Annotated in this window: 3 protein-coding genes and 1 pseudogene; all 4 read right to left on the reverse strand. The window is 68.5% G+C overall.

Going from position 1 to position 4,855, the window contains the following annotated elements:
- The coding region (locus DYI24_RS21390; protein WP_164573761.1) for a UvrD-helicase domain-containing protein at window positions 1-632 on the reverse strand (632 nt) is incomplete at its 3' end.
- Window positions 629-3,778 carry a double-strand break repair protein AddB gene (addB, locus tag DYI24_RS21395; protein WP_164573762.1) on the reverse strand — a complete coding sequence of 1,050 codons (3,150 nt, stop codon included), beginning with the start codon at window positions 3,776-3,778 and terminating at the stop codon, window positions 629-631. The genes addB and DYI24_RS21390, both read right to left, overlap by 4 nt.
- Before the next feature lie 75 nt (window positions 3,779-3,853).
- Window positions 3,854-4,576 carry a nucleotidyltransferase family protein gene (locus DYI24_RS21400; protein WP_011155647.1) on the reverse strand — a complete coding sequence of 241 codons (723 nt, stop codon included), beginning with the start codon at window positions 4,574-4,576 and terminating at the stop codon, window positions 3,854-3,856.
- Between the two features lie 155 nt (window positions 4,577-4,731).
- A pseudogene (locus DYI24_RS28390) lies at window positions 4,732-4,855 on the reverse strand (PilZ domain-containing protein); the annotation flags it as partial.

Raw genomic sequence — 4,855 nt, forward strand, 5'->3', positions numbered from 1 at the left:
ACCCACGCCATTAAGCGATCGCGGCTCATGCAGGCTTCCTGCACCACATCGCGGAAGGTGACGTCGGCGGCGCTGGTCATCGCGAACGCCAGTGCACGCCCGGCGTCGCTCTCCGGCGCCGCGGCGGCGCGCAGCAGCACGTCGAGGCTGGCGCGCTGCATCAGTTCGGCCTGGTCGCGATCGTCGAGCACGCTGAACCGCGCCGGCACGTTGGCCTCGAACGGAAACTGCTGCAGCAACCGGGTGCACAGCGCGTGGATGGTCTGCACCTTCAGCCCGCCGGGCGTCTCCAGCGCGCAGGCGAACAGTTTTCGCGCCTGCGCCAGCAGTGAGGGTCCGACCGTCTTGACGCCGGTGGCGCGGATCGCGTCGGACAGCGCGTCGTCGTCGAGCTTCACCCAGTGGCCGAGCGTGGTGAACACCCGCTCCGCCATGTTGGCGGCGGCCGCTTTGGTGAAGGTGATACACAGGATGCGCTCAGGCGATACGCCGTCGAGCAGCAGCCGGATCACGCGCTGCACCAGCACATGGGTCTTGCCCGAGCCGGCATTGGCGGAGACGAACACCGATGCCGACGGATCGGAGGCGATCTCCTGCCGGGCGCGGGCTTCGTTGGGAATGACGCGGCTCATGACGACGCGTCCCCGCGACCGCCGGCAGCCGACCATTCCTTGATCCGCGCCAGATCATCATAGGTGCCGTAGCGCTGCGACCACATCGACAGCACCAGCGAGCGATAGGGCTGCTTTTCATCCTCGAAGCGGCGGACTAATCCTTCCAGCTTGGCGCGCGCTTCATCAGCGGCATCGTCGGGGTGCTGTGGTTCGTCCTTGCGCTCGATCTTCAGTTCGAGCACGCGCTCATCGCCCGGCGGCGTATTGCCGCTGAGCTTGACGTAAGTGAGCTCGCTCACTGAGGCGGCAGCCGGAATATCCGCAAAACCACCATCGCGCAGAATTGCCGCTTCCAGTGTGAGCTGCGGCGATAGCCCCATCCTCACCTGCTTGCCGGTCGGCGGATGCCCGGTCTTGTAGTCGAGGATCGCGTAGCTGCCGTCGTCGCGCCGTTCGATCCGGTCGGCGCGCGCCGACAGTTCGAAATTGCGCTCGCCACCAAGCGGGATCATCAGCGTGCCGCGGCGCTCCGCCTGCACCTGCACGACGCCGGTGCGGCGCTGCTGCTCCCACGCGGCAAACCAGGTGGCGATCCGCAGGAAGCGCGGCCACCACAGCGCACGCGCCTCGGCATGGTCCATCAGCGGTGCAAAGTGTTTCTCGCCAATTTGGCACAGCGCCGTCACCGAATCGTCCGGCAGAGCTTCCTGGTAGCGCTCGGTGAATTCGCCGAGCGCCGCATGGATCGCCGAGCCGCGATCGGCGCCCGACAGCGGCATGTCGACCGGATCGAGTGGCGACAGGCGCAGGATGTACTTGGCGTAGATCGTGTACGGATCGCGCAGCCAATCCTCGATCGCCGTCACCGGCAGTTTCAGCGGCCGTGCGATCCGTGGCGGCCTCGGTGCAGGCTGCGCGATCGGCGTCACGCTCTCGGGGCGATCGAGCTCGTGCGTGTAGTCCAGATAGGTCTGGCCCCGCGCATTCATCGCCTTCCAGCGATCCTCGCCGGCGACCGCTTCGAGCCGGTGCAGGAAGCGCGACGCCACTGCGGGCGCACCGCCGACCTTGGCGGCGTGAGTGATGAACACCTCGTCGGCGCCGAGCGCCTGCGCGAAGTCGTGTGCCGACAGGCCGATGCGGCGCTCCGGCAGATCGAGCCCAAGTTCATGCCGCATCGGCCGGCTCAGCCACGGGTCGATCCGCGGCGCCGGCGGCCAGACGCCCTCGACCAGGCCGCCGAGCACAACCCGATCCTGCTGCGTCAGCCGCGCTTCGAGCGGACCGTAAATGCGGATCGGCGCTTCGGCACGTTCGGGACGGCGGACCACGCGATCGCCGAACGCGGTCTCGAACACTTCGCCATAGTCGCGCGCCGCGACCAACACGCCGCTCGCCGGTCCAACTGCGGCGAGATCGTCGAATGCCCGCAGCAGTGCCGAACCTTGCGGGCCTTCGAACGCTTCGACGATGCCGTCATGATCGGCCGTCAACACCTTCAAGACGTCGCGATGCCGCGCGCTGATCTCGCACAGATCGAGCGGGCTCGGTCCGAACGTCTCCAAGGGCGCGAGCGCGGCTTTGAACTCGGCGATCAGTTGCTGCGCTTCATCGAGGCTCGGTTCGGACAATCGCGTGCGCGGCTCGGACGGATGCAGTGCGCTGGCCTCGCCGCGCTTCAGCTTGGCAAGCTCGTCCCGGGAGATCGCGAATTCCTTGGTAAGCCCGTCGCAGCCGGCGGGCGGCCGTGGCCCGCGCAGCAGCGCCAGTTCCAGCGTCTCGATCGCGCTGCGCCAGCCATGATCGGCGCGTCCGAGCCGCAGCAGCGGATGCTTGAGCAGCGCCAGCAGCGTCGCCGGTTCGCAGCCTTCGAGCGCAGTCTCAGCCGCGAGCCGCGCGAAAATGCCGGGCTGCGTGTCCATCAGCGAGTCGCCGCCGGAATCATCAACCGGCAGATGCCAGCGGCCGAGCGCGGCGACGACGCGGCGCGCTAGCGCGCGATCCGGCGTCACCAGCGCCGCAGTCTTGCCCTGCTCACGCGCCTCGCGCAGCACCACCGCGATCGCCAGCGCCTCGGCTTCCGAATTCGGGGCTTCGATCAGCGTCAGCCCATCAGTGCCTTCGCCGATCAGGCGATCGACCTCGGCATCCTTCAGGCGGTCGTGCCACACCGCGGTCGCCGATGACGGCCGCAGCGCCTCGGATGCGAGGAGTTCGCGGCCGTGCCGAGCGGGCGTGCCGAGCTGCTGCACATCCCGTCGTGTCACGCCCATCCGGTCGAGAAGGCCATGCATGGCGTATTGCGGATGGTTCGGCGACGGCGGCGTCACGAGCTTGCCCTGCCGATCGCGGCTGCCGCCGATCAGATCCCACGCGGCGGCGTCGAGATCGACATCGAGGCCGGGCAGCACGACCGCGCCGTGAGGCAATCGCGCGATCGCGGTGAGCAGCTTCGCGGTCGCCGGCATCGAGCCGGTCGAGCCGGCAGCAATCACCGGCCGGCTGCGCTGGGTCGCGAGCCGCTGCGCCTCGGCGTCGATCAGCCGGTCGCGGCGAGCCGCGGGTTCGATCCGGTCGGTCTCCTTCAGATATTGCGGCCAGGCGTGGCCGGCAATCTTGAGGAAATCGAGCGTCAGGCTCCAGTAGCGATCGAACGCGTCAGGCACCAATGTCTCGAGTGCCGACCAGTCGACGCCGCGGGTCGACATGTCGTCGATCAGACGCGCCAGATCGTCGGCGAGCGCCAGCGCCGAGGCCGGACCGCCGACCACCAAAGGCGCCTGCGCTGGATCGTCCGGCTTCAACCGCGCCGCCCAGCTCGCGATCAGCTGCGCCAGCAACAGCCGGCGCGGCAGCCCGTCGAGCGCGGGCGGAATTTCAAGATCGGCGAGGCCGGATGCGGCCTGCGAAAACGCCAGCTCATCTTCATCGATATCGCCGAGCGCGACGATCCGCGGCAGCAGCACGGCGTCGGCGCCGAGCACGTCCAGGAAGATCTCGCGCGCCATCCGGCCGGCGCGCCGCGTCGGCAGATACAGCGTGGCGTCGGCGAGCCGCTCCGGCGCGCTGCGCGCCTCGAAGCCGTCGACCAGCCGGCCGTCGACCAGCGCCGCGATGGTCGTGCGCAAGAATGGCGCCGAAGATGGAACGCTGAAGAGGTGCATCGATGTCCTGATTCGCCTCCGCCATCATGGCACGGCAAATCCGGCGAAAGGAGGTGGCCGGCGCGGGCCGACCTCTCAGGCGACGCTGGCGAGATACGCCCGTTCGGCCGCCGGCACCGCGTCGGGCGTACCGACATGCATCCACAAGCCGTCGAGCCGCAGCCCGTGCAGGCGATGCTGCTGGCCGGCGCGATCGAACATCTTGGTCAGCGAGAACTCGCCCTGCGGCGCGTCCTTGAAGATAGCCGGCGACATGATCGCGGCGCCCGCATAGACGAACGGCACCACCTCGGTCTCTTTGCGCTTGTGCAGGCTGCCGTCGGGGCTCATCGCGAAGTCGCCCTTGCCCGCGTAGCCGATGCTGTTCGCGGTCGGCGCCATCAGCAGCAGGATGTCCATCCGGGCCGGATCGAACGCTTCGGCGAGCCGCGCGAGATTCGGCCGCACGCCGTCGATCCACATCGTGTCGGCATTGAGATGATAGAACGGCGCATCGCCGAGCAGCGGCAGCGCCTTGACCACCGCACCGCCGGTGCCGAGCACCTGATCGCGCTCGTCCGAAATGATCACCCGCGGGCTGGTCCGCCCGGCGACGTGATCGATGATCTGATCCGGCAGATAGTGGACGTTGACGACGGCTTCGGTGACGCCGACTTCGGCGAGCCGGTCGAGCACGTGGTCGAGCAACGGACGGCCGGCGACGCGCACCAGCGGCTTCGGCATATGATCGGTGAGAGGGCGCATCCGCAGGCCGAGGCCGGCGGCCAGCACCATGGCTTTGTGGGGACGAACGGTCATGGTCTCCGACTCGGAACGCGCCGGGCGGCGCGAATCGATTGTATCACGCGGCTCCGAACGGTCTATCGGAGGCGGTCATTGGGTAGTCGGCGATCATGACGACGATACGACGGCGCGCGGTTCGGCGCGGGAGCATTAAGGCAGCGCAGACGCGCTCAGGCGTTCTCGGCTTGCGCGGCGCGCTTCTTCTTCCGGTCAAGACGCAGGAAGGTGACGCCGATCTGGTCGCCGTTGATCCAGCTCAGCTCGCAGCGGCGATAGGCCAGCCCGGTCGACGAC

This window comes from Rhodopseudomonas sp. BR0C11 (assembly GCF_010820945.1).
GTDB classification, from domain to species: Bacteria; Pseudomonadota; Alphaproteobacteria; order Rhizobiales; family Xanthobacteraceae; genus Rhodopseudomonas; species Rhodopseudomonas palustris_H.